Annotated in this window: 35 protein-coding genes; 32 read left to right on the top strand and 3 right to left on the bottom strand. The window is 70.5% G+C overall.

The genetic code is table 11. From position 1 onward, the window contains the following. The first annotated feature begins 7 nt into the window (after positions 1-7). The 29 genes from rplB to truA all read left to right on the top strand — a co-directional run bounded on the left by rplB (position 8) and on the right by truA (position 16884). The gene (rplB, locus tag O7625_RS03345; protein WP_053653944.1) at positions 8-847 is read left to right on the top strand and encodes a 50S ribosomal protein L2; all 840 of its coding nucleotides are present in this window, start codon (positions 8-10) and stop codon (positions 845-847) included. A gap of 12 nt (positions 848-859) precedes the next feature. Further along, positions 860-1141 carry a 30S ribosomal protein S19 gene (rpsS, locus tag O7625_RS03340; protein WP_007073032.1) on the top strand — a complete coding sequence of 94 codons (282 nt, stop codon included), beginning with the start codon at positions 860-862 and terminating at the stop codon, positions 1139-1141. Positions 1142-1180: 39 nt separating this feature from the next. Next, complete coding sequence (rplV, locus tag O7625_RS03335) at positions 1181-1639, top strand: 50S ribosomal protein L22 (protein ID WP_282344227.1); 459 nt, start codon at positions 1181-1183, stop codon at positions 1637-1639. Beyond that, positions 1639-2511, top strand: coding sequence for a 30S ribosomal protein S3 (gene rpsC / locus O7625_RS03330; RefSeq protein WP_067301424.1), 873 nt, complete (start codon positions 1639-1641; stop codon positions 2509-2511). Before rplV ends, rpsC begins: the two co-directional genes overlap by 1 nt. A 3-nt stretch (positions 2512-2514) precedes the next feature. After that, the gene (gene rplP, locus O7625_RS03325; protein WP_067301427.1) at positions 2515-2940 is read left to right on the top strand and encodes a 50S ribosomal protein L16; all 426 of its coding nucleotides are present in this window, start codon (positions 2515-2517) and stop codon (positions 2938-2940) included. Beyond that, positions 2940-3176: a 50S ribosomal protein L29 gene (rpmC, locus tag O7625_RS03320; protein ID WP_067301431.1), complete on the top strand. Its 237-nt coding sequence runs from the start codon at positions 2940-2942 to the stop codon at positions 3174-3176. The genes rplP and rpmC overlap by 1 nt, the downstream gene beginning before the upstream one ends. Continuing rightward, positions 3173-3454, top strand: coding sequence for a 30S ribosomal protein S17 (gene rpsQ / locus O7625_RS03315; protein ID WP_067301434.1), 282 nt, complete (start codon positions 3173-3175; stop codon positions 3452-3454). The genes rpmC and rpsQ overlap by 4 nt, the downstream gene beginning before the upstream one ends. 100 nt (positions 3455-3554) lie before the next feature. Further along, positions 3555-3923, top strand: a complete 369-nt coding sequence (gene rplN, locus O7625_RS03310) for a 50S ribosomal protein L14 (protein WP_007073026.1) — start codon at positions 3555-3557, stop codon at positions 3921-3923. Continuing rightward, positions 3920-4240, top strand: coding sequence for a 50S ribosomal protein L24 (gene rplX / locus O7625_RS03305; RefSeq protein WP_172898445.1), 321 nt, complete (start codon positions 3920-3922; stop codon positions 4238-4240). Before rplN ends, rplX begins: the two co-directional genes overlap by 4 nt. After that, positions 4240-4809: a 50S ribosomal protein L5 gene (gene rplE, locus O7625_RS03300; protein WP_067301437.1), complete on the top strand. Its 570-nt coding sequence runs from the start codon at positions 4240-4242 to the stop codon at positions 4807-4809. Before rplX ends, rplE begins: the two co-directional genes overlap by 1 nt. Position 4810: 1 nt before the next feature. Next, positions 4811-4996, top strand: coding sequence for a type Z 30S ribosomal protein S14 (locus O7625_RS03295; RefSeq protein WP_007465272.1), 186 nt, complete (start codon positions 4811-4813; stop codon positions 4994-4996). 96 nt (positions 4997-5092) lie between these two features. Beyond that, positions 5093-5500: a 30S ribosomal protein S8 gene (gene rpsH, locus O7625_RS03290; RefSeq protein ID WP_067301438.1), complete on the top strand. Its 408-nt coding sequence runs from the start codon at positions 5093-5095 to the stop codon at positions 5498-5500. A gap of 16 nt (positions 5501-5516) precedes the next feature. Next, positions 5517-6059 carry a 50S ribosomal protein L6 gene (gene rplF / locus O7625_RS03285; RefSeq protein WP_067301442.1) on the top strand — a complete coding sequence of 181 codons (543 nt, stop codon included), beginning with the start codon at positions 5517-5519 and terminating at the stop codon, positions 6057-6059. After that, positions 6056-6445 carry a 50S ribosomal protein L18 gene (rplR, locus tag O7625_RS03280; RefSeq protein WP_067301445.1) on the top strand — a complete coding sequence of 130 codons (390 nt, stop codon included), beginning with the start codon at positions 6056-6058 and terminating at the stop codon, positions 6443-6445. The genes rplF and rplR overlap by 4 nt, the downstream gene beginning before the upstream one ends. A 33-nt stretch (positions 6446-6478) precedes the next feature. Continuing rightward, positions 6479-7093 carry a 30S ribosomal protein S5 gene (rpsE, locus tag O7625_RS03275; RefSeq protein WP_089004147.1) on the top strand — a complete coding sequence of 205 codons (615 nt, stop codon included), beginning with the start codon at positions 6479-6481 and terminating at the stop codon, positions 7091-7093. Then, positions 7093-7275: a 50S ribosomal protein L30 gene (gene rpmD / locus O7625_RS03270; RefSeq protein ID WP_067301451.1), complete on the top strand. Its 183-nt coding sequence runs from the start codon at positions 7093-7095 to the stop codon at positions 7273-7275. The genes rpsE and rpmD overlap by 1 nt, the downstream gene beginning before the upstream one ends. Next, a complete protein-coding gene (gene rplO, locus O7625_RS03265; protein ID WP_067301456.1) occupies positions 7275-7718 on the top strand; it encodes a 50S ribosomal protein L15 in 444 nt (147 codons plus the stop codon). The genes rpmD and rplO overlap by 1 nt, the downstream gene beginning before the upstream one ends. A gap of 235 nt (positions 7719-7953) precedes the next feature. Beyond that, the gene (secY, locus tag O7625_RS03260) at positions 7954-9282 is read left to right on the top strand and encodes a preprotein translocase subunit SecY (protein ID WP_067301459.1); all 1329 of its coding nucleotides are present in this window, start codon (positions 7954-7956) and stop codon (positions 9280-9282) included. Next, positions 9283-9936 carry an adenylate kinase gene (locus O7625_RS03255; protein ID WP_067301462.1) on the top strand — a complete coding sequence of 218 codons (654 nt, stop codon included), beginning with the start codon at positions 9283-9285 and terminating at the stop codon, positions 9934-9936. Positions 9937-10032: 96 nt separating this feature from the next. Next, complete coding sequence (map, locus tag O7625_RS03250) at positions 10033-10884, top strand: type I methionyl aminopeptidase (protein ID WP_282344222.1); 852 nt, start codon at positions 10033-10035, stop codon at positions 10882-10884. A gap of 284 nt (positions 10885-11168) precedes the next feature. Continuing rightward, positions 11169-11786, top strand: a complete 618-nt coding sequence (locus tag O7625_RS03245) for a DUF1707 domain-containing protein (RefSeq protein ID WP_282346793.1) — start codon at positions 11169-11171, stop codon at positions 11784-11786. Between the two features lie 263 nt (positions 11787-12049). Next, positions 12050-12271 (top strand): translation initiation factor IF-1, encoded by a 222-nt coding sequence (gene infA / locus O7625_RS03240; protein ID WP_007073013.1) that lies wholly within the window; start codon positions 12050-12052, stop codon positions 12269-12271. 92 nt (positions 12272-12363) lie between these two features. Next, a complete protein-coding gene (gene rpmJ / locus O7625_RS03235; RefSeq protein ID WP_043965539.1) occupies positions 12364-12477 on the top strand; it encodes a 50S ribosomal protein L36 in 114 nt (37 codons plus the stop codon). Positions 12478-12737: 260 nt separating this feature from the next. Further along, a complete protein-coding gene (rpsM, locus tag O7625_RS03230; RefSeq protein WP_067301467.1) occupies positions 12738-13118 on the top strand; it encodes a 30S ribosomal protein S13 in 381 nt (126 codons plus the stop codon). 88 nt (positions 13119-13206) lie between these two features. Continuing rightward, positions 13207-13614, top strand: coding sequence for a 30S ribosomal protein S11 (gene rpsK / locus O7625_RS03225; protein WP_030329919.1), 408 nt, complete (start codon positions 13207-13209; stop codon positions 13612-13614). Positions 13615-13628: 14 nt separating this feature from the next. Next, complete coding sequence (gene rpsD, locus O7625_RS03220; protein ID WP_067301470.1) at positions 13629-14255, top strand: 30S ribosomal protein S4; 627 nt, start codon at positions 13629-13631, stop codon at positions 14253-14255. Positions 14256-14350: 95 nt separating this feature from the next. Further along, positions 14351-15373, top strand: coding sequence for a DNA-directed RNA polymerase subunit alpha (locus O7625_RS03215; RefSeq protein WP_007073009.1), 1023 nt, complete (start codon positions 14351-14353; stop codon positions 15371-15373). Positions 15374-15407: 34 nt separating this feature from the next. After that, positions 15408-15980 carry a 50S ribosomal protein L17 gene (gene rplQ / locus O7625_RS03210; RefSeq protein WP_067301474.1) on the top strand — a complete coding sequence of 191 codons (573 nt, stop codon included), beginning with the start codon at positions 15408-15410 and terminating at the stop codon, positions 15978-15980. Positions 15981-16053: 73 nt separating this feature from the next. Then, positions 16054-16884 (top strand): tRNA pseudouridine(38-40) synthase TruA, encoded by an 831-nt coding sequence (gene truA / locus O7625_RS03205; RefSeq protein WP_282344220.1) that lies wholly within the window; start codon positions 16054-16056, stop codon positions 16882-16884. A 96-nt stretch (positions 16885-16980) separates the two neighbouring features. Here the strand turns inward: truA and O7625_RS03200 are convergent, their stop codons facing one another. Both O7625_RS03200 and O7625_RS03195 read right to left on the bottom strand, forming a co-directional pair. Next, positions 16981-17799 (bottom strand): TrmH family RNA methyltransferase, encoded by an 819-nt coding sequence (locus O7625_RS03200; protein ID WP_282344218.1) that lies wholly within the window; start codon positions 17797-17799, stop codon positions 16981-16983. Positions 17800-17804: 5 nt separating this feature from the next. After that, positions 17805-18605: a phytanoyl-CoA dioxygenase family protein gene (locus O7625_RS03195; RefSeq protein ID WP_282344216.1), complete on the bottom strand. Its 801-nt coding sequence runs from the start codon at positions 18603-18605 to the stop codon at positions 17805-17807. Between the two features lie 152 nt (positions 18606-18757). Here O7625_RS03195 and O7625_RS03190 point away from each other — a divergent pair, with 152 nt between their 5' ends. Further along, a complete protein-coding gene (locus O7625_RS03190) occupies positions 18758-19252 on the top strand; it encodes a GyrI-like domain-containing protein (protein WP_282344215.1) in 495 nt (164 codons plus the stop codon). Positions 19253-19332: 80 nt separating this feature from the next. Here O7625_RS03190 and O7625_RS03185 read toward each other — a convergent pair whose 3' ends face one another. Further along, complete coding sequence (locus O7625_RS03185) at positions 19333-20457, bottom strand: hypothetical protein (RefSeq protein ID WP_282344212.1); 1125 nt, start codon at positions 20455-20457, stop codon at positions 19333-19335. Between the two features lie 187 nt (positions 20458-20644). On the opposite strand from O7625_RS03185, the gene O7625_RS03180 reads away from it, so the two are divergent. Beyond that, entirely contained in the window at positions 20645-21250 is a 606-nt protein-coding gene (locus O7625_RS03180) for a methyltransferase (protein ID WP_282344210.1), read from the top strand. Between the two features lie 41 nt (positions 21251-21291). Continuing rightward, on the top strand, positions 21292-22971 hold the full coding sequence (locus tag O7625_RS03175; RefSeq protein ID WP_282344208.1) for an ATP-binding cassette domain-containing protein: 1680 nt from the start codon (positions 21292-21294) through the stop codon (positions 22969-22971). Positions 22972-23008: the final 37 nt, after the last annotated feature.

The raw sequence follows: 23008 nt of genomic DNA, 5'->3' as shown, positions 1-23008 counted from the left end.
GTAGACAATGGCTATCCGTAAGTACAAGCCGACGACGCCGGGCCGACGCGGCTCCAGCGTCGCCGACTTCGCCGAGATCACCCGGTCCACGCCGGAGAAGTCCCTGCTGGCCCCGCTGCCGAAGAAGGGTGGGCGCAACGCCCACGGCCGGATCACCACCCGGCACCACGGCGGCGGCCACAAGCGGCAGTACCGCCTGATCGACTTCAAGCGGGTCGACAAGGACGGCGTGCCGGCGAAGGTCGCGCACATCGAGTACGACCCCAACCGCACCGCGCGCATCGCGCTGCTGCACTACGCCGACGGCGAGAAGCGCTACATCCTTGCGCCGAAGGACATGAAGCAGGGCGACCGGGTCGAGTCCGGGCCGGGCGCCGACATCAAGCCGGGCAACAACCTGCCGCTGCGCAACATTCCGGTCGGTACCACCATCCACAACGTGGAGCTGCGTCCGGGCGGCGGCGCCAAGCTGGCCCGCTCGGCCGGCGTCGGCATCCAGCTGCTCGGCCGGGAGGGCGCGTACGCGACCCTCCGGATGCCGTCCGGTGAGATCCGGCGGGTCGACGTGCGCTGCCGCGCCAGCGTCGGCGAGATCGGCAACGCCGACCAGTCGAACATCAACTGGGGCAAGGCCGGCCGGATGCGGTGGAAGGGCAAGCGCCCGACCGTCCGTGGTGTCGCGATGAACCCGGTCGACCACCCGCACGGTGGTGGTGAGGGTAAGACCTCCGGTGGTCGCCACCCGGTGAACCCGCAGGGTAAGCCCGAGGGCCGCACCCGTCGTAAGGGCCAGCCGAGCGACCGGCTGATCGTCCGCCGCCGCTACGCCACGCGTAAGCGCGGCTGAGGGAGATAGAGCATGCCTCGCAGCCTGAAGAAGGGCCCGTTCGTCGACGACCACCTGCTCAAGAAGGTGGAGACGCAGAACGACAAGGGCTCGAAGAACGTCATCAAGACCTGGTCGCGGCGCTCGACGATCATTCCCGAGATGCTCGGGCACACGATCGCCGTGCACGACGGACGCAAGCACGTCCCGGTGTTCGTGACCGAGGCCATGGTCGGGCACAAGCTCGGCGAGTTCGCGCTGACCCGCACCTTCAAGGGTCACGAGAAGGACGACCGGAAGAGCCGCCGGCGCTGAGCCGCGGGCATACGGATAGAGGAACAAGGGGTTACAGCGATGCCAGGAAAGGGCGACGCTCCGGTGCTTCCGGGCGCGCGGGCGGTTGCGCGACACGTGCGCATCTCGCCGATGAAGGCGCGCCGGGTGGTCAACCTCGTCCGCGGCCTGCCCGCGAAGGAGGCGCTCACGGTGCTGCAGTTCGCGCCGCAGGCGGCGAGTGAGCAGGTATACAAGGTGCTCGCGAGCGCGATCGCCAACGCGGAGAACAACGAGCGGCTGGACCCCGACGCGCTGCTCGTCAGCGAGGCGTTCGTCGACGAGGGCCCGACCATGAAGCGGTTCCGGCCGCGGGCGCAGGGCCGGGCGTACCGGATCCGCAAGCGCACCTGCCACATCACCGTGGCGGTCGAGGCGGTCGCGCCGGCCGCGCCGAAGAAGTCCGCGGCGAAGAAGGCCGCCCCGGCGCAGCAGGCCGAGGCCGCGGCGACGGAGAGCAAGACGGAGGGCGCCGAGTAATGGGTCAGAAGGTTCACCCCACTGGATTCCGGCTCGGCATCTCGACCGACTGGAAGTCCCGCTGGTTCGCGGACAAGCTCTACAAGGACTACATCGGCGAGGATGTCAAGATCCGCCGGATGATGTCCAAGGGTCTTGAGCGGGCCGGCATCTCCAAGGTCGACATCGAGCGCACCCGGGACCGGGTCCGGGTCGACATCCACACCGCCCGGCCGGGCATCGTCATCGGCCGTAAGGGTGCGGAGGCCGACCGGATCCGCGGCGAGCTGGAGAAGCTCACCGGCAAGCAGGTGCAGCTGAACATCATCGAGGTGAAGAACCCCGAGTCGGACGCGCAGCTGGTCGCCCAGGGCGTCGCCGAGCAGCTCTCCAGCCGGGTCAGCTTCCGTCGGGCCATGCGCAAGTCCATGCAGTCGGCGATGAAGAACCCCGTCTGCAAGGGCATCCGGGTGCAGGTCTCGGGCCGTCTCGGCGGCGCCGAGATGAGCCGGACGGAGTTCTACCGCGAGGGTCGGGTTCCGCTGCACACGCTGCGGGCCAACATCGAGTACGGCTTCTTCGAGGCCCGTACCACCTTCGGCCGGATCGGCGTGAAGGTCTGGATCTACAAGGGCGACGCCGTGCCGGGCCGGGAGGCTCCGGCCGAGGCCGGTCCGTCCCGCCCGCGTCGCGGTGAGCGTGGCGACCGCCCCGAGCGCCCGCGTCGTGGCCGGTCGGGTTCGTCGGGTACGACCGCCGGTGGTACCGAGGCCGGCCGGGCCGCCGCGACCACCATCGCGCAGCAGGCCGAGACGCCGAGTGGCGACCCGGTCGACAGCTCCGCTGTCGCCGAGGCCGTCACCCAGCCGGCAGAAACGCAGCAGGAGGGCTGACAGATGCTGATGCCGCGCAAGCCCCCGAAGGGCTTCCGCAAGCCGCACCACCCGGACCGCCACGGCGCGTCCAAGGGCGGTAACCGGGTGGTGTTCGGCGAGTTCGGAATCCAGGCTCTCGAGCCGGCGTACGTGACCAACCGGCAGATCGAGTCGGCACGTATCGCCATGACCCGGCACATCAAGCGTGGTGGCAAGGTCTGGATCACGGTCTTCCCGGACCAGGCCCTCACCAAGAAGCCGGCCGAGACCCGGATGGGTTCCGGCAAGGGCTCGCCCGAGTGGTGGGTCGCGAACGTCAAGCCGGGGCGGATCCTCTTCGAGATGTCCTTCCCCAACGAGCAGGTCGCGCGAGAGGCTATGCGTCGCGCGGTCCACAAGCTCCCGATGAAGTGCCGCATTGTTACGCGCGAAGTGGGTGAATCCTGATGGCAGCGGGCGTCAAGCCTTCCGAGCTGCGTGAGCTCTCCGAGGAGGAGCTGGTCGCGAAGCTGCGCGAGGCCAAGGCGGAGCTGTTCAACCTCCGCGTGCAGGCCGCGACCGGTCAGCTGGACAACAACCGGCGGTTGCAGGTCATCCGTCGGGAGATCGCCCGGATCTACACGATCATGCGTGAGCGCGAGCTGGGTCTCTCGGCCGCGCCGACTGAGGTGACTGCATCATGAGCGAGACCGAGAACACCACCGCCACCGTGCGGGCCCGCCGTAAGGTCCGTGAGGGCCTGGTGGTCAGCGACAAGATGGACAAGACCGTCGTGGTCGAGGTCGAGGACCGGGTCAAGCACGCGCTGTACGGCAAGATCATGCGCCGTACCCGCAAGCTGAAGGTGCACGACGAGCAGAACGCCGCCGGCATCGGCGACCGGGTTTCGATCATGGAGACCCGGCCGCTGTCCGCCACCAAGCGTTGGCGGATCGTGGAGATCCTCGAGAAGGCCAAGTAGCGAAGGCTCGAGCTCGGCCGGTTTCGGTCGGGCGCAGGTTCCGCCAGGCTCCGGCCGCCCGCGAGGGCGGCCGGAGAACCGGCAGACATAGGAGATAGACGTGATTCAGCAGGAGTCGCGACTGCGCGTCGCCGACAACACGGGTGCCCGGGAGATCCTGTGCATCCGGGTTCTCGGTGGCTCCGGTCGGCGCTACGCGAGCATCGGCGACGTCATCGTGGCCACCGTCAAGGACGCGATCCCGGGTGCCGGTGTGAAGAAGGGCGACGTCGTCAAGGCCGTCGTCGTCCGCACCGCCAAGGAGAAGCGGCGGCCGGACGGCTCGTACATCCGTTTCGACGAGAACGCCGCCGTCATCATCAAGGACGGCGGGGACCCGCGCGGTACCCGTATCTTCGGCCCGGTGGGGCGGGAACTGCGGGACAAGCGGTTCATGAAGATCATTTCCCTCGCGCCGGAGGTGTTGTGACCGTGAAGGTCAAGAAGGGCGACACGGTCATCGTCATCGCCGGCAAGGACAAGGGTGCCAAGGGCAAGGTCATCGCGGCCTACCCGCGGCAGGACAAGGTCCTCGTCGAAGGCGTGAACCGGGTCAAGAAGCACACCCGTATCAGCACCACCCAGCGCGGCGCCAAGACCGGTGGCATCGTCACCCAGGAGGCCCCGATCCACGTCTCGAACGTGCAGGTCCTGGACTCCGACGGGAACCCGACCCGGGTCGGTTACCGGTTCGACGACAACGGCCAGAAGGTCCGCATCGCGCGTAGCACCGGTAAGGACCTGTGATGACCACGGCTACCGAAACCAAGACCCTGCCGCGTCTCAAGGAGCGGTACCGCAACGAGATCGTGGCCAAGCTGCAGGAGCAGCACAGCTACGGCAACCCCATGCAGGTGCCGCGGCTGGTCAAGATCGTCGTCAACATGGGTGTCGGCGAGGCCGCTCGCGACGCCAAGCTGATCGACGGCGCCGTCCGTGACCTGGCCACGATCACCGGCCAGAAGCCGCAGGTGCGGCGGGCCACCAAGTCGATCGCGCAGTTCAAGCTGCGTGAGGGCATGCCGATCGGCGCGAAGGTCACCCTGCGCGGCGACCGGATGTGGGAGTTCCTGGACCGGCTGCTGTCGATCGCGCTGCCGCGTATCCGCGACTTCCGCGGCCTGGACGGGCGCAAGCTCGACGGGCACGGCAACTACACGTTCGGCCTGACCGAGCAGTCGGTGTTCCACGAGATCGACCAGGACCGGATCGATCGCCAGCGGGGCATGGACATCACGGTGGTCACGACCGCCACGACCGACGACGAGGGCCGGGCGCTGCTCAAGCTCCTGGGCTTCCCGTTCAAGGAGAACTGAGATGGCCAAGAAGGCGCTGATCATCAAGGCGGCCGCGAAGCCGAAGTTCTCGGTTCGCGCGTACACCCGCTGCCAGCGGTGCGGGCGTCCGAAGGCGGTCTACCGCAAGTTCGGTCTCTGCCGGGTGTGCATCCGGGAGATGGCCCACCGCGGTGAGCTGCCCGGCGTGTCCAAGGCTTCCTGGTAATAGCCCGGCGCGCCTCGCGCGTCAGCTGAACTGTCTCTTCGCCGTAGGCCCCGGGCCGTGCCCGGGGAACCCCGGCGAGAAAGGTTGACGAATTTCATGACGATGACCGACCCGATCGCAGACATGCTCACGCGTCTGCGTAACGCCAACCAGGCGTACCACGACCGGGTGACGATGCCCTACTCGAAGATCAAGGCGAACATCGCCGAGGTCCTCAAGGCCGAGGGTTACATCGCCACCTGGTTGGTCGAGGAGCCCGAAGAGGGTGCCGTCGGCAAGCGACTGGTCGTCGAGCTGAAGTACGGCCAGAACCGGGAGCGGAGCCTGGCCGGCATCAAGCGCGTGTCCAAGCCCGGTCTCCGGGTGTACGCCAAGTCGGACGGGCTCCCGCGGGTGCTCGGCGGGCTGGGCGTGGCGATCATTTCGACGTCCCAGGGGCTGCTCACCGACCGGCAGGCCCGCAAGCGGAGCGTTGGCGGGGAAGTCCTCGCCTTCGTCTGGTAACGGGAGACAGGTAGAAATGTCGCGTATTGGACGTAAGTCGATCCCGGTGCCTTCCGGCGTCGACATCACGATCGAGGGCCAGACCGTCAAGGTCAAGGGTCCGAAGGGCGAGCTGTCGCACACGCTCGCCGAGCCGATCAGGGCGGAGCGGGGCGAGGACGGCCAGCTGCACGTCAACCGGCCGAACGACGAGCGCAAGGCCAAGGAGCTGCACGGCCTGAGCCGTACTCTGGTCGCCAACATGATCGTCGGGGTGACCGAGGGCTACCGCAAGAGCCTGGAGATCGCCGGCACCGGTTACCGGGTCACGGCCAAGGGCAAGGACCTCGAGTTCGCGCTCGGGTTCTCGCACCCGGTCCTGGTCCCCGCCCCGGACGGCATCACCTTCACGGTGGAGCGGCCGACCCTGTTCCACGTGGCCGGCATCGACAAGCAGCAGGTCGGTGAGGTCGCCGCCAACATCCGGAAGATCCGCCCGCCGGAGCCCTACAAGGGCAAGGGCGTCAAGTACCAGGGCGAGGTCATCCGCCGCAAGGCCGGAAAGGCAGGTAAGAAGTGAGCGCCACGCTGCTCAAGCGCCGCCGCGGCGTCGCCGCCAAGCGCGCCGTCGGCCGTGCGCGTCGACACTTCCGGGTCCGCAAGAACGTCAGCGGCACCGCCGAGCGCCCCCGTCTCGTGGTCACCCGCTCGCTGCGGCACATCGTCGCCCAGGTCGTCGACGACACCAAGGGTCACACCCTGGCGTCGGCCTCGACCCTGGACGCGTCGCTGCGCGGTGCGGAGGGCGACAAGAGCGCCCTGGCCGGCAAGGTCGGCAGCCTGCTCGCCGAGCGGGCCAAGGCCGCGGGTGTGTCCAAGGTCGTCTTCGACCGCGGTGGCAGCCGGTACGCGGGGCGGGTCGCCGCGCTGGCCGACGCCGCCCGCGAAGCCGGGCTCGAGTTCTAGAAACCCCGTCACGAGAGATAAGGAAGGCTGCTGATGCCAGGTCAACAGCGCCGTGGCGGCGGGTCCGGTGGCAACGAGGGTGGTCGCCGCGACAACCGCCGTGAGGGCGGCCGCGGAAACGCGCCCGTCGAGAAGACCCCGCACATCGAGCGGGTCGTCGCGATCAACCGCGTCGCCAAGGTCGTGAAGGGCGGTCGTCGCTTCAGCTTCACCGCCCTGGTGATCGTGGGCGACGGCGACGGCACGGTCGGCGTGGGCTACGGAAAGGCCAAGGAGGTGCCCGCGGCGATCGCCAAGGGTGTCGAGGAGGCCAAGAAGCACTTCTTCAAGGTGCCGCGGATCGGTCAGTCGATCCCGCACCCGATCCAGGGTGAGGCCGCCGCCGGCGTCGTGCTGCTCAAGCCGGCCTCCGCCGGTACGGGTGTCATCGCCGGTGGACCGGTGCGTGCCGTCCTGGAGTGCGCGGGCATCCACGACGTGCTCTCCAAGAGCCTCGGCTCGTCCAACCCCATCAACATCGTGCACGCCACGGTGGCGGCGCTGAAGGGGCTCGAGTCCCCGGAGGCCGTCGCGGCCCGTCGTGGCCTGCCGGTCGAGGACGTCGCGCCGGCCGCCATGCTGGCGTCGCGGGCGGGGGTGGCGTCCTGATGGCACGTCTGAAGGTCACCCAGCTCCGGTCGGCGATCGGGCGGAAGCAGAACCAGCGGCACTCGCTGCGTTCGCTCGGCCTGAAGCGGATCAACGACGTGGTGGTCAAGGAGGACCGTCCCGAGATTCGGGGCATGATCTTCGCGGTCAGCCACCTCGTGAAGGTCGAGGAGGTCGAGTAATGACGATCAAGGTTCACCACCTGCGCCCCGCTCCGGGTGCCAAGACCGCGAAGACCCGGGTGGGTCGCGGTGAGGGCTCCAAGGGCAAGACCGCCGGTCGCGGCACCAAGGGCTCGAAGGCCCGCAAGAACATCTCGGCGGCGTTCGAGGGTGGGCAGATGCCCATCCACATGCGCCTGCCGAAGATGAAGGGCTTCAAGAACAAGTTCAAGGTCGTCTTCCAGGTGGTCAACCTGGACCGGCTCGCCGAACTGTTCCCCAACGGCGGCCAGGTCGGCCCGCTGGAGCTGGTCGAGGCCGGCGCGGTCCGCAAGGGCCACCCGGTCAAGGTCCTCGGGACCGGCGACCTCGGCGGCGTGACCCTCCAGGTGTCGGCGCAGGCGTTCAGCGCGTCGGCCAAGGAGAAGATCACCGCTGCCGGTGGCTCGGTCACCGAGCTGTAGGTCAGGCGATCCATGGCGCCCGCTCAGTTCTCTGTGACTGGGCGGGCGCCCTGGTCTACCCGGAGCGTGTGCGCCGGGTAATATCGGATTCGGTTTATGTAGCCGGGCACACCTGCCCGGAGCGGGATCGGGCTGTTAGAGTCCCTTCCCAGCCATGGATATCGGGCACTCGCCCGGCACCCACCCCGACCCGCCAGGGACCACCACCGGGCGGCCCGCGCGCAGGAGGAAGAAGTTGCTGTCCGCCTTTCTCAGTGCGTTCCGTACGCCTGACCTGCGCAAGAAGCTGCTGTTCACAGTAGGCATCATCGCGGTCTACCGGCTCGGCGCCACTCTGCCCAGCCCCGGCGTCTCGTACGGCAACGTGCAGAAGTGTCTCGACAGTCTGCAGGGCCAGAACACGGGCGTGCTCAACCTGCTCGACCTGTTCTCCGGCGGCGCGCTGTTGCAGCTCTCGGTCTTCGCGCTGGGCATCATGCCCTACATCACCGCGTCGATCATCCTGCAGCTGCTGACAGTGGTCATCCCCCGGCTGGAGCAGCTCCGCAAGGAGGGCCAGGCCGGCCAGGCGAAGATCACCCAGTACACCCGCTACCTGACCCTCGGCCTGGGCATCCTCCAGTCCTCGGCGTTCGTGGCGCTGGCCCGTTCCGGCCAGCTCTTCCAGAACCGCTGCGACCAGTTCCCGATCGTGCCCAAGGGCACCGGCATCCCGGACTGGCTGACGCTCGGCATCCTGGTCATGACGATGACCGCCGGTACCGGCATGGTGATGTGGCTCGGTGAGCTGATCACCGACCGCGGCGTCGGCAACGGCATGTCCGTCCTGATCTTCACCTCGATCGCGGCCCGGCTCCCCAGCGAGGGCTGGAAGATCAAGACCAACGAGGGTTGGGGCAAGTTCGCCCTGGTGCTCGCGCTGGTCCTGGTGGTCATCACCGCGGTCTGCTTCATCGAGCAGGCACAGCGCCGGATCCCGGTGCAGTACGCCAAGCGGATGATCGGCCGGCGGATGTACGGCGGTACCTCCACCTACATCCCGCTGAAGGTGAACCAGGCCGGTGTCATCCCGGTCATCTTCGCCTCGTCGCTGCTCTACCTGCCGCAGCTGGCGCTCCAGTTCTTCGACCAGACCGACCCGGGCAAGACCCAGGCCTGGATCCAGAACAACATCGTGCAGGCCGACGCGCCGCTGCACATCGTGATCTACTTCCTGTTGATCATCTTCTTCACCTACTTCTACGTGTCGATCACGTTCAACCCGACCGAGGTCGCGGACAACATGAAGAAGTACGGCGGCTTCGTGCCGGGCATCCGCCCCGGCAAGCCGACCGCCGACTACCTCGACTTCATCCTCAGCCGGATCACCCTGCCGGGCGCGCTCTACCTGGGTATCGTGGCGGTCCTGCCGAACTTCTTCTTCATCTGGCTGAACAGCCAGCAGTTCCAGAACTTCCCGTTCGGCGGCACCGCTGTGCTCATCATGGTCGGCGTCGGTCTGGAGACCGTGAAGCAGATCGAGAGCCAACTCATGCAGCGGAACTACGAAGGGTTCCTGCGGTAGATGCGACTCGTTCTGGTTGGCCCGCCGGGCGCGGGCAAGGGCACACAGGCGGAGTTCGTCGCCGCACACCTCTCGGTGCCGAAGATCTCGACCGGTGACATCTTCCGGGCCAACGTCTCCCAGGGGACGCCGCTGGGGGTCGAGGCGAAGCGGTACATGGACGCCGGCAAGCTGGTCCCGGACGAGGTGACCATCAACATGGTCCGGGACCGGCTCGCCGAGCCGGACGCCTCCGAGGGGTTCCTGCTCGACGGGTTCCCGCGCACCACGCCGCAGGCCGCCGCGCTGGACAAGCTCCTCGCCGACCTGGGTACCGCGTTGGATCTGGTGCTCGAACTGGTGGTCGACGACGACGAGGTGATCCGGCGGCTCTCCGGCCGGCGTACCTGCCGGGGCTGCGGCAAGATCTGGCACGTCGAGTTCGACGCGACGACCAAGGACGGCATCTGCGACCGGTGCGGCGCCGAGCTGTTCCAACGCGACGACGACAAGCCGGAGACCATCGCGGCCCGGCTGCGCGAGTACGCCGAGAAGACCGCGCCGCTCGTCGACTACTACGGCGCCCAGAACAAGCTCGTCGGGATCGACGCCACCGGCCCGGTGGAGGACGTCACGGTGCGCGCGATCGACGCGCTGCGCTCGTACGGCGGCTGACCTCCCGGCGCGGCCCGGCGGATAGAGTGCGAACAGCGGGGTACCTCACGTGCCCCGCTGTTTCGCTGTGTGTCGGCAACGAAAGGTGACCGCTCCATGCGTCGTACCCAGCTGGACATCCAGCTGAAGACCCCTGAACAGATCGAGAAGATGCGGGCCGCCGGGCTGGTGGTCGCCGAGGCCCTGCGTCGGATGAGCGCGGCGGTCGCGCCCGGGGTCAGTACGGCCGACCTCGACGCCATCGCCGAGGCGACCATCCGGGAGGCCGGGGCGATCCCGTCCTTCAAGGGCTACCACGGTTTTCCCGCGTCGATCTGCTCGTCGGTCAACGAGCAGGTGGTGCACGCGATCCCGGCAGCCGACCAGGTGCTCCGCGAGGGCGATCTGATCTCGATCGACTGCGGCGCGGTGCTGGACGGCTGGCACGGCGACGCGGCGGTCACCGTCGGGGTCGGCGAGGTCGATCCGGCGCTGCTGAAGATGGCCGCGGTCGCCGAGGACGCCATGTGGGCCGGGATCGCCGCCGCCGCACGGGGGGCCGCCAACGGCCGGGGCCGGCTCACCGACATCTCGCACGCGGTCGAGACCGCGGTCCGCCGGGGCGGCCGGTACGGCATCGTCGACGGCTACGGCGGGCACGGCATCGGCACCGAGATGCACCAGGACCCGCACGTGCTCAACCACGGCCGCCCCGGCAAGGGGCCACGCCTGTTGCCCGGCATGGCGTTGGCGATCGAGCCCATGATCACGATGGGCTCGCCGCGTACCGTCGAACTGTCCGACGGGTGGACGGTGGTCACCCGGGACCGGTCGATGGCGGTGCACGTCGAGCACTCGATGGCGTTGCTGGAGGACGGGGTGTGGGTGCTGACCGCCTTCGACGGCGGCCGGGGCCGGCTCGGTGACCTGGTGACCGCCCGGCAACGGGCCGACTCGCCGGCCGGCTGACCCGCCACCCACGCCACCCACCCCCACTCCACCGCCCGGAGCCGTGGAAGCTGACGCCGCTTCCCGTGTCGGCGTCGCTGCCACGGCCGGAAGCGGTGGCACCGGCGATCCGGGGCGAGGACCGTCCGGTGCGGGGGTCATGGGCCGGGTGGGGGAGTGCGGCTCGGCCGGCGACACGGGCCGGCGGCGGACCCGCGTCGGCGAAGGGCTGGCGGCTGGTGGTCGCCGGTCGGCGACGGTGGATCGGGAGTGTCATGCTTGCCGGCATGGAGGGGCGGGAGCGGATGCGGGCGGCGGACACCGACCGGGAGGCGACGGCGGAACGGCTCCGGGTCGCCCTGGAGGAGGGCCGGCTCGACCTGCACGAGTACGACGAGCGCCTGCAGCAGACGTACGGGGCGAAGACCTACGCGGAGCTGGACACCGTCCTGGCGGACCTGCCGGGACCGGCGTCCGCCCAGCGGTCCGCCCTGGCTCCGGCCGGACCCGGCCCGGGGGTGCCGCCGGGGCCGGTCGACCCGGATCCCACGGCGGTCGCCGGACAGCGGACGACACCCGGGCGGCCCGTGGACGGGGCGCCGGTAGGTGGGCCGCCGGTGGACGGGGAGCTGGTGGGTGGGGAGTCGCCCGGAGCCGGCTCCGGGCGTTGGCTGGCCGAGGTCTGGGTGCCCTGGTTGCGGGTGGCGGCCATCCTCACCGTGGTCTGGGCGATCTCCGCGCTCGGCAGCCGGGACCTGCCGTTCTACTGGCCGGTCTGGGTGCTCGGTCCGTGGGGGGCGATGCTGGTCTTCCGTACCGTGGGTGGGTTCGGCACCGGGTCGGCCGGGCGGGACGCGGCCCGCCGGGAGCGGCTGCGGGCGGTCCGGGCGCGGCGTCGGGAGCGGCGTCGGCGCGGTCGGTGAGGCCGCGCGGTCGGGCTGGTGTGTCGCGGACCCGATGTCCGCTTTCGTCCTAGTGGGTGACGCCACGGGTGGCCGGTTTGGCGACAGCCCGTGGGCGGGCGTAGACTTTCAGATCGGCGCACAGCGTCCACTCCGGCATGCCCACCTCGCGCTTCGGTGGGAGCCCGGAGCCGCGGCTGGCGCGGGCACCCGATGACCATCGGAAGGCCCGTGTAAGACGTTGTGGGCCGTCCGGAGCAACCGACGTCAGGACAGCGGAGTACATGCCGAAAAAAGACGGAGCCATCGAGATCGAGGGTCGGGTCATCGAGCCTCTGCCGAACGCCATGTTCCGGGTGGAACTCGCGAACGGCCACAAGGTGCTGGCTCACATCAGCGGCAAGATGCGGCAGCACTACATCCGCATCCTGCCGGAGGACCGGGTCGTCGTCGAACTCTCGCCGTACGACCTGACCCGCGGGCGCATCGTCTACCGCTACAAGTAAGCCTGACGGCGGCCGGGAAGTCCCCGTGTCCGTCTTCGACGTCCGGAGTCGCGGTCACCGCGTCGCCGGGCCAGATGGGAAGTAAGGCAACCGTGAAGGTCAAGCCGAGCGTCAAGAGGATCTGCAACAAGTGCCGGGTTATCCGCCGGCACGGCCGGGTCATGGTGATCTGCAGCGACCCGCGCCACAAGCAGCGCCAGGGCTGATCCGATCCCGCCGTCCGTCACCACGGAGGGCGGCGGACCGGTCCGGGTCGCGTAGATCCGACGACACCACGTCACCAGCTCGTCCCAGCCGCGGAACGTACGCACGCGTATCTTCTCGTGGCCAACCCCCGGTCGGAGGCCGGGGCCCGCTCGGGCAGCGGCCGTTCGGTCCGGCGCACAACGCGCCGGAGGCGGACGGTCGGTAGCGGGATGGGACGGGTCCACACCTCCGCCACACATCACGAGGAGTACGCCCGCACATGGCACGTCTAGTCGGCGTGGATCTCCCCCGCGAGAAGCGGATGGAGATCGCGCTCACCTACATCTTCGGGGTGGGTCGCACCCGCTCCCTGGAGACGCTCGCCGCCACCGGCATCTCGCCGGACAAGCGCGCTCGGGACCTCACGGACGAGGAGCTGGTCCAGCTCCGCGACCACATCGAGGCGAACTACAAGGTTGAAGGCGACCTGCGCCGCGAGGTCGCCGCTGACATCCGCCGCAAGGTCGAGATCGGCTGCTACGCCGGCATCCGGCACCGCCGGGGTCTGCCCGTGCGTGGCCAGCGGACCCGGACCAATGCCCGGACCCGCAAGGGCCCGAAGCGGACTGTCGCCGGCAAGAAGAAGCCCGGCAAGAAGTAGATTTTGACCGGAATCCGGGTCGATGTCGGTGCTGTGAAGACCGGATCGCGCGGCCCGTCCGGACAGTCAACTAGGAGCGCACAGACTTATGCCACCGAAGGCTCGTGCCGGAGCCGCTGTCAAGAAGGTCCGGCGCAAGGAACGCAAGAACGTCGCCCACGGGCAGGCGCACATCAAGAGCACGTTCAACAACACCATCGTGTCCATCACGGACCCGACCGGTGCGGTCATCTCCTGGGCCTCCGCCGGCCAGGTGGGCTTCAAGGGCTCCCGCAAGTCGACCCCGTTCGCCGCGCAGCTGGCCGCCGAGGCCGCCGCGCGTCGGGCGATGGAACACGGCATGCGCAAGGTCGACGTGTTCGTCAAGGGCCCCGGCTCCGGCCGGGAAACCGCCATCCGCTCCCTGCAGGCCGTCGGGCTGGAGGTCGGCCAGATCGCCGACGTCACCCCGCAGCCGCACAACGGGTGCCGTCCGCCGAAGCGTCGTCGGGTCTGAGAGGTTAGAGAGAGATGGCTCGTTACACCGGTGCTGACTGCCGCCGTTGCCGGCGGGAGAAGATGAAGCTGTTCCTCAAGGGCAGCAAGTGCGATGGCCCGAAGTGCCCGTTCGAGTCCCGGCCCTTCCCGCCCGGACAGCACGGCCGTGGCCGCACGAAGGAGACGGAGTACCTGCTCCAGCTCCGCGAGAAGCAGAAGGCCCGTCGTGTGTACGGCGTGCTGGAGAAGCAGTTCCGCGGTTACTACGAGGAGGCCGTGGCCAAGCAGGCCAAGACCGGTGAGGTCCTCCTGCAGATCCTCGAGTCGCGCCTCGACAACGTGGTCTACCGGGCCGGTTACGCGCACTCGCGGGACATGGCCCGCCAGCTTGTCAAGCACGGTCACTTCACCGTGAACGGCAAGAAGGTCGACATCCCGTCGTACCGCGTCAAGGAGCACGACATCATCGAGGTCCGGGGCAAGAGCAAGGAGCTCACCCCGTTCATCGTGGCGCAGGCCCAGGCCGGCTCGAAGACCGTCCCGGCGTGGCTGGAGGCGATCCCGAGCCAGATGAAGGTCCTGGTGCACTCGCTCCCGGCCCGTCAGGTGATCGACACCCAGGTCCAGGAGCAGCTGATCGTCGAGCTCTACTCCAAGTAGGGCCCGTTGCGGTGGCCCGTCCTGCGGGGCGGGCCACCGGAACAGTTCGTGTCGTGGGCGTCATATAGCGGGCGTCCCGGAAGAGAAGAGAAGAAATGCTCATCAGCCAGCGACCGTCTCTCTCCGAAGAGTCGATCAACGAGACCCGCTCCCGGTTCACCATCGAGCCGCTGGAGCCCGGCTTCGGCTACACCCTGGGCAACTCGCTGCGGCGTACGCTGCTGTCGTCCATCCCGGGTGCCGCGGTCACCTCGATCAAGATCGACGGTGTGCTGCACGAGTTCACCACGATCCCCGGGGTCAAGGAGGACGTGGTCGAGCTCGTCATGAACATCAAGGAGCTCTGCGTCAGCTCCGAGCACGACGAGCCGGTCAGCATGTACCTGCGCAAGCAGGGGCCGGGCGACGTCACCGCCGGCGACATCCAGCCCCCGGCCGGTGTCTCGGTGCACAACCCCGACCTCAAGCTCGCCACCCTCAACGGCAAGGGCCGGCTCGACATGGAGCTGACCGTCGAGCGGGGTCGCGGCTACGTGACGGCGGCGCAGAACAAGCAGGCCGGTGCCGAGATCGGCCGGATCCCGGTCGACTCGATCTACTCGCCGGTGCTGAAGGTGACGTACCGCGTCGAGGCGACCCGCGTCGAGCAGCGGACCGACTTCGACCGGCTGATCATCGACGTCGAGACCAAGCCGTCGATGGGTCCGCGCACCGCGCTGGCCTCCGCCGGTTCGACGCTGGTGGAGCTCTTCGGGCTGGCCCGGGAGCTGGACGAGACCGCCGAGGGCATCGACATCGGGCCGTCCCCGCAGGACGCCCAGCTGGCGGCGGACCTGGCCCTGCCGATCGAGGAGCTGGACCTCACCGTCCGCTCCTACAACTGCCTCAAGCGCGAGGGCATCAACTCCGTTGGTGAGCTGATCGGGCGTACCGAGGCCGACCTCCTCGACATCCGGAACTTCGGGCAGAAGTCGATCGACGAGGTCAAGATGAAGCTCGCCGGGATGGGTCTCGGGCTGAAGGACTCGGCCCCGAACTTCGACCCGGCACACGTCGTGGACGCCTTCGGCGAGGCCGACTACGACACCGACGACTATCGCGAGACCGAGCAGCTCTAGTCCGCGCTGCCGCCACACCTGAGGAGCACCAAGCATGCCCACGCCCACCAAGGGCCCCCGCCTCGGCGGCAGCCCCGCGCACGAGCGGCTGATGCTGGCCAACCTGGCCACCGCGCTGTTCCAGCACGGAAAGATCCAGACCACCGAGACGAAGGCCCGGCGGCTGCGTCCGCTGGCCGAGCAGCTCATCACCAAGGCCAAGCGGGGCGACCTCGCCTCCCGCCGCCGGGTGCTGGGCGTCGTCAAGGACAAGGACGTGGTCTACTCCCTGTTCGACCAGATCGCGCCCCGGTACGCCAACCGCAACGGTGGCTACACCCGGATCGTGAAGACCGGCCCGCGCAAGGGTGACGCCGCTCCGATGGCGATCATCGAGCTGGTCGAGGAGCTTCAGGTCGCCGAGCCCAAGGCGAACAAGAAGACCGCGGCCCGCAAGAGCGCCCAGCAGGACAAGGTCGAGGCGCTCGCCCCGGCCGAGGAGACCCCGGCGGCCCCGGCCGACCAGGACTCCGAGGCGCCGGTCTCGGCGTCCGGTGACACCGCCGCCGCCCGCGAGGACAGCGACGAGGCCACCGAGACCAACGAGGCCACCGAGAACAAGGCCTGAGCACCACGGCACCGTCGGGCCCGGCACCCCTTCCTGGGGTGCCGGGCCCGATGTCGTGAACGGGAGGTACGAGGTGGACGAGCGGACCCGGCTACGACTGGACGTCTCGTACGACGGCACCGAATTCTCCGGCTGGGCGGCCCAGCCCACCCGGCGCACCGTCGCCGGTGTGCTGGTCGGGGCGCTGGACCTGGTGCTCGGGGCGGGCACGGTGACCGGGTTGACGGTGGCCGGCCGGACCGACGCCGGCGTGCACGCCACCGGCCAGGTCTGCCACCTCGACCTCCCGGCCACCGTCTGGCGGGAGCACCGGGAACGGCTGCTGCGCCGGCTGGCCCGGCTGCTCCCCGGTGACGTGCGGGTCCGGGCGATGACCGAGGCGCCCGTCGACTTCGACGCCCGCTTCTCGGCGACCTTCCGGCGGTACGAGTACCGGGTGACCGACGCCCCGTGGGGTGCCGAGCCGCTGCGCCGCCGGGACACCCTGGCCTGGCACCGACCACTGGACCCGGCCGCGTTGACCGCCGCGGCGGCCGGCCTGGTGGGGGAGCACGACTTCGCCGCGTACTGCCGGCGCAAGGAGAACGCCACCACGATCCGCGAGGTGACCCGGCTGGACTGGCGGCGTGACCCGGACGGCATCCTGGTCGCCACCGTGCAGGCCGACGCGTTCTGCCAGGCGATGGTGCGCAGCCTGGTGGGGGCGATGCTGACCGCCGGGGACGGCCGACGCCCGGTGGACTGGCCGGCGGGCCAGCTGGCCCGGCGGGAACGGTCGAGCGAGGTGACCGTCGCACCGGCGCACGGGTTGACGCTGGTCGCCGTCGGTTATCCGGAGGACCCGGCCGAGTACGCCGCCCGCGCCGACCGTACCCGCCGGCTGCGCCTGCCGGTGGAGTCCTAGGGCCTGAGTTCTCGGTCCATGGGTACCGGGTCCGGCTGGTGCCGCCGGCAGCGCCGTGCCGACGGGTGACCGGCTCCCGCCCGGGCGGCCGGTGCGCTACCGGTAGGCGGCGGCGCTGCGCTGGCGTGCCGATTCGTAGAGCACGACGGTCGCGGCCGCCGCCGCGTTCAGGGAGCTGGCGGCCCCGGACATCGGCACCCGGACGAGGTGGTCGCAGGCCGCACGCCAGCCGACACTGAGCCCGGTGGTCTCGTTGCCGATCAGGGCCAGCGTGGGCTGCCTGAAGTCGTACTCGGCGGCGACCACCGCGCCGTGCTCGTCGGCACCCACGATGCCGAGGCCGACGCCGACGCCGCGCACGTCGGCGACCCAGGACAGCACGGCCTGGTGTGCGGGCACCCGGACCACGGGCAGCGCGAACAGCGAGCCGGTGCTCGCCCGCACCGCCTTCGGGTCGTACACGTCGGCGGCATGGCCGGTGACGATGACGCCGGACGCGCCGAAGGCGTCCGCGGACCGGATCAGTGTCCCGATGTTGCCGGGGCTGGTGGGCCGGTCGAAGACGACGGTGAGCATGGTCGACCCGACCGGAATGCGGCGCAGGTCGTCCGCCGGCAGCGCGACCACGGCCAGCAGCTCCGGAACGGTGTCCGCCTTACCGCCCAGCTCGTGCATCAGCTCCCGGGAGACGGCGAACGTTTCGGCCCGGACGGTGTCCAGGGCCTGGCGTGCCCAACCTGACAGCGGACCGTCGGCGTCGTGGAGCAGCTCGCGGATCTGCCAGCCGTGTTCGATCGCCATGGTGATCGGGCGTACGCCCTGCACGAGGAGTTCGCCACGACGTTGCCGCTTGGTCCGGTTGCGCAGCAGCGCCTCCCACTGTTGGAACCGCGCGTTGCGGCCACTCACCCGCACCGCCGTCACCGCGTTCCCCGCCCGTCGGGGCCGGGGGTGTCCCGCCCGAGGCCCCGGCGAATCGCGATCTCCACGGGAGAGTACGCACCGTCGGCCCGTTCCAGTTCGTACGGCGCGGCCGGCAGCAGTGGCGGCTGGGCCATGAAGCGCGGCCGCGTCCCGTGGTGCGGCTGCGCCGCGTGCACCAGGAACGGGTGGCAGAGGAAGACGTCCCCAGGGGATCCGGTGGCCAGGGCGAGCGGCCGGTGGTCGGACGCCGCCACCAACTCGGGCGCGAGGTCCAGCCCGCTCGCCCCGTCCTCCCCGTGCTTCGCCAACACCTTGGGCACGTCGAGGTGCGAGCCGACCCGGATCCGGGTCGGGGCGTCCTCCGCACCGACCTCGCTGAACAGGAACAGCATCAGCAGCGCCCGCCCCCGGGAGCGGATGTTCGTGAAGTACCAGCTCGCCCCCTCGGGCAGGTAGCTGCCCTCGATGTGCCAGCCCGCGTCGTCCGGCTCGTCGGAGTGCGGGAAGCGCAACGGGAACGTGCCCAGTGAGTAGCGCGGCTCCCAGCGTCCCGCGCCGACGAGCAGGTCGTACGCGTGATGGAGGAACGGCGAGTTGGGTGCGGCGGCGAACGGCCCCTGCGCCATCCCGGGCACCCAGTGCACCGGCTTGTTCCAGGTGGCCGGGTCGTCCGGGTCGCAGCCGGTCTCCCGCCACAGCAGCCGCGCGCAGTCCGCGGCCACCCGCGGTGCGACGGCGCCCGCCACCTTCACGAAACCGTCGCGAAGGAACCGGGATACCAGTGTCGTGTCGTCCATGGCCCCATCGTGTGGCGGCACCCGGCCAGGTCGCCCGACACTTTCCGCTCCGCATCCGTCGGGAGCGTTGCGACAGCGCCGGTCACGCTACGGAGGCCCTGTCGCACCACAGCACAGCTCACGTCCCGCCAACTGTCGAAGGGAGCGAACGCATGCTGACCCGCATCGTCGACCGTCCCGCGTTCCGGCTCGTGGGGCACGCTGCCCGGGTTCCACTGATCCACCGAGGAGTCAACCCGTACATCCGGCAGCACGTCGCCGCGCTACCGGCGGAGGAGCATCTGCGCCTGAAGGCACTCGGCGACGTCGAGCCCGGTGGCCTGCTCGCTGTCTGCGACGACCTCGACGCCGACTACGACGAGGGCAGCGAGCTGACCTACCTGCACGGGGTCGCCGTGTCCCCGGGCACACCGGTCCCGGGCGATCTCGACGTGATCGAGGTCCCGGCGGGCCACTGGGTGGTCATCCGGGCCGTGGGGCGGGATCCGCAGGCGCTGCAGGAGACCTGGGCCACGGCCGCGACCGAGTGGTTCCCCTTCAACCCGTGGCGGCTGCGGCCGGGCCCGGAGATCGTCGCGGTGCCCGAGCCGACAGCCGACCTCGGCACCGCGATCCGCGAACTCTGGCTGCCCGTCGAGCCGGCGTAGCGGCCGGGTGGAAGGTCCGGGTGCCCGGCTCCGACGGCGGCAGACCGGGTAGCCGTGCGGCGTACCGGCCCCGGCGGTGGTCAGTCGCCGGGCAGGTCGTCGGTGTCCGGGTCGTCGGAGCGCGGGCTCGCGGACGGGGTGGTGGTCTTCCGGTCCCCGGCACGCGGGCTGGCCGGGGCGGTGGTGGTCTTCGGGTCGGGCTGGTCCACGCTGACGCCGGCCGCCCGACGGTCCAGCACGCTCTTGTCGAGGTGCAGTTCGAGCAGGTCGTAGATGATCTCGCGGATACCGGGGTCGCCGGCCGGCACCGCGCCGCCGTCGTCCCGGGTGACCAGACAGTAGGCCACGTAGTGGCCGCGTACCTGCCAGGCGACCCGGGCGGCGGCGGTGGCGACCGACTCGGTGCCGTCCCCGGCGGGCATGCCCCGGAACCGGCCCCGCCGGTCGTCGAGCAGCGGCCGGACACGGTCCCGGACGCGCTGCGCGGTCGCCAGGTCGGTCAGGTTGAGCAGGCCGGTGGTGACCAGGTGGTCGCCGTCGGGGGAGCGCAGCGTGGCCCGGACCACCTGGCTGCACCCGAGGGTGGTCAGCAGGTCGGCGATCTCGCCGGTGGCCGCGACGGCGCAACTGCCACTGGCGTGGGTCTTGAGCACCGGGTACTCGTGCCGGTCGGTGCCGACGACCAGCTTCTTGTCCGGGAAGACCTCCTTGACGGTCAGCGGCTGCCGGTCGGTCTCCCGGGAGTCCAGCGGACCGGTGGCGGCGTCGTCCGGGCCGGCGGTGGTCGGGTAGCCGGTCGGGGCGGCCTGCCCGTTGCGCGTGGGGTCGTCGGTGCCGGTGCGGTCGATGAGCAGGACGGCCCCGGCGAGTCCGCAGAGACCGAACAGCACCAGCACGGCGGCCCCACCGACGACGACCTTCCAGAGCCGACCGCCCCGACCGTCGGCCGCGCGGCGGGACCGTGGTCCGGCCGGCCCGGACGGGGAGGCGTGGTCGTGGGTGGGCACCTGGACGGAGGAGCGGATCGGCACGGGGTCGGCGGCCGGGGGTGCCGGTCGGGTGGTCCGGGGCAGCGAGGGGACCGGGAAGCGGGACGGGGAGGGTCCGGCCGGCGCGGGCGGGACAGGCTGGAACAGCGGCAGGTCCGTCCCGGGCTGCGGGTTCTCCTCAAACGCGTCCTCAGGGGACTCATACCGATATACCATGTCGCCCAGAGTAGGGTTCATCGCCCCTTTAAGGGATAAAAACCGGAAAAGTGTGCATGGGCGCGTCGACCGGCACCGCTCCGACCGGCGGTGGCTCCGACCGGCACCGCTCCGACCGGCGGTGGCTCCGACCGGCACCGCTCCGACCGGCGGCGGCTCCGCGACGGGCCGGTGGAAGAATGCCCCGGTGACCGGCGACCACTACTTCACCGCGGAGCCCAGCGCCCCGGCCCGTCCCCACGAGGTCGAGTTCCACGTCGCCGGGCGCGACTACGCACTCACCTCGGCCAGCGGCGTCTTCTCCGCCACCCGGCTCGACCCCGGTACCGCCGTCCTGCTGCGCAAGGCGGACCTGCCGACCGCCGGCACCGACGGCCACCTGCTCGACATCGGCTCCGGGTTCGGGCCGATCAGCTGCGTGCTGGCCGACCTCGCACCGGCCGCCACCGTATGGGCGGTCGATGTCAACGAGCGGGCCCGCGCGTTGACCGCTGCCAACGCCGCCCGGATCGACGCCGCCGGCCGGGTCCGCGCGGTCGCCCCGGACGAGGTGCCGGCCGAGGTCACCTTCGCGCAGATCTGGTCCAACCCGCCGATCCACGTCGGCAAGCCGGAGCTGCACGCGCTGCTGCGCCGCTGGCTGCCCCGGCTCGCCCCGGACGGCGTCGGCTGGCTGGTGGTGGCCCGGCACCTCGGTGGCGACTCGCTGCACCGCTGGCTGCTCGACGAGGGGTTCGCGGTCACCCGGCACGCCAGCCAGAAGGGCTACCGGGTGCTGCGGGTCACCCGGTAATCCGGTGTCGCCCGGCCCCGCGCCTCGGGCAGGATGCCGGCGTGGGATACGTGGACGTGGCAGCCGTGGGGCACATCCTTCCGGACGGTCGGGAACTCTTCGCCGACGTGTCGTTCCGGGTCGGCGAGGGTGCCAAGGTCGCCCTGGTCGGGCCGAACGGCGCGGGCAAGACGACGCTGCTGCGGATGGTCGCCGGTGACCTGCCGGTACGCACCGGCACGATCGCCCGCTCCGGCGGGCTCGGCGTGATGCGGCAGTTCATCGGCATGATCGGTGACGAGTCGACGCTGGCCGACCTGGCCCTGTCGCTGGCCCCGCCGGCACTGCGCGACGCCGGCCGGCGGCTCGCCGACACCGAGCAGGCCATGCGGGCGGCCGAGCTGCGCGGCAAGTACAGCACCGCCGCCGGCAAGGCGCAGCTCGCGTACGCCGACGCGCTGGCCGCCTGGGGCGAGGCCGGCGGGTACGACGCCGAGGTGCTCTTCGACACCGTCACCACCACCGTGCTCGACCTGCCCTGGGAGGCGTCCCGGGACCGCCCGGTGCGGACCCTGTCCGGGGGGCAGCAGAAGCGCTTCGCCCTGGAGCTGCTGCTGCGCGGCACCGACGAGGTGCTGCTGCTCGACGAGCCGGACAACTTCCTCGACGTGCCCGGCAAACGCTGGCTGGAGCAGCGGCTGCGCGAGTCCGCCAAGTCGGTGCTGTACGTCTCGCACGACCGGGAGCTGCTGGCCCGCAGCGCCGACCGGGTGGTCGCCGTCGAGGGCGGCAGCGCCTGGGTGCACCCGGGCGGCTTCGCCAGCTGGCACGACGCCCGCACCGCCCGGCACGCCCGCCTCGACGAGCTGCGCCGCCGCTGGGACGAGGAGCACCAGAAGCTGCGGGAGCTGATGCTGATGTACAAGCAGAAGGCCGCGTACAACGACGGGCTGGCCTCCCGCTACCAGGCCGCGCAGACCCGGCTGCGCAAGTTCGAGGAGGCCGGGCCGCCGCCCGTACCGCCGAAGGACCAGGACATCCGGATGCGGCTGGCCGGCGGGCGGACCGGCAAGCGCGCGGTCATCTGCGAGCGGCTGGAGCTGGAGGGCCTGACCTACCCCTTCGACCTGGAGCTGTGGTACGGCGACCGGGTGGCGGTGCTCGGTGCCAACGGCACCGGCAAGTCGCACTTCCTGCGCCTGCTGGCCCGGGGCGGCACCGACCCCGACCCGGCCAACGGCCCGGTCGACGGGGCCGCCGCGCTCGCCCCGGTGGCCCACGGCGGGGCGGTCCGGCTCGGCGCGCGGGTCCGGCCGGGGCACTTCTCGCAGACCCACGACCGGCCGGAGCTGATGGCCAAGACCCTGGTCGAGGCGTTGTGGCGGGGCGACGAGCACCGGGAGGGGATGGACCGGCACGCGGCGATGGCGGCGCTCAGCCGCTACGAGCTGGCCGGTCAGGGCGACCAGCGCTTCGGCACCCTCTCCGGCGGTCAGCAGGCCCGGTTCCTGGTGCTGCTGCTGGAGCTGTCCGGGGCGACCCTGCTGCTGCTCGACGAGCCGACCGACAACCTCGACCTGGCCTCGGCCGAGGCGCTGGAGGCCGGGCTGACCGCGTTCGCCGGGACGGTGGTCGCGGTCACCCACGACCGCTGGTTCACCCGGTCGTTCGACCGGTTCGTGCTGTTCCGGGGCGACGGGGACGTGGTGGAGACCCCGGAACCGGTCTGGGACGTGGGCTGAGCCGATCGAGCGGAACGTGCGGCGACGACCACGCCCG

It is taken from the genome of Micromonospora sp. WMMD714, from assembly GCF_029581315.1.
Classification (GTDB): Bacteria; Actinomycetota; Actinomycetes; order Mycobacteriales; family Micromonosporaceae; genus Micromonospora; species Micromonospora rifamycinica.
Note: the sequence above shows the minus strand (reverse complement) of the source record. Positions and strands in the feature narration are given on the sequence as shown.